This is a genomic window from Sideroxyarcus sp. TK5, assembly GCF_054601595.1.
In genome coordinates, this window is record NZ_BAAHSJ010000036.1 from 1 (window position 1) to 604 (window position 604).

At 43.2% G+C, this 604-nt stretch carries 1 protein-coding gene; it reads right to left on the reverse strand.

Features of this window, described 5'->3' with window-relative positions; all coding sequences use genetic code 11:
* Positions 1 to 213 precede the first annotated feature (213 nt).
* The gene (locus ACYPYQ_RS13575) at positions 214 to 546 is read right to left on the reverse strand and encodes a YegP family protein (protein ID WP_459724450.1); all 333 of its coding nucleotides are present in this window, start codon (positions 544 to 546) and stop codon (positions 214 to 216) included.
* Positions 547 to 604: the final 58 nt, after the last annotated feature.

Sequence of the window (604 nt, forward strand, 5' to 3'; positions counted from 1 at the left end):
CGCGCAACAGGCTGGGAGCGAAATCCTGGGGATCGACACCGACGATGCGCGCCTTGCGTGCTATTTTTCTAACTGCCACAAAGCTCCCTTTCTCTTACGCAGAACCAATTCTTTAAAATTGCACACGATTCGTCGATCGCGATTCTGAATTTATCTAGTAATAGCACCTGCAATGCTATTTCCTTGCAGGCCCATATTCTTCTCACCACTAAATCAGGAGTTATCTACGATCATTTTTGTACTACCGTTGGCCTTAACAGAAGTGATACCTGAGTCTCTGGCAGAGGTAGACGAATACATTTGGCTTACGCCGATGATTTGCCCATTGGCCGCCTTCAATACAAAGTAAGGCTCGACTTTAATCGATGTCCTTTTTTCATATCTTGCGTCAATTGGACTGTTGGTTTGTACTGATGCGATACCACCTTGGGCAGCTAGTTTGGTCTGGTAGATCTCACTACTCAGTATCGTTTCATGATTGTCAGCTTTGAGAACAAAATGGAATTGTGAAGTTCCTGATTTGTTCAATACAAAATATCCAGACATGGGTTCTCCCTAGGCGTTAGTTTGTTTATTTGAAATCCATACTACTTATCAGGTTTTG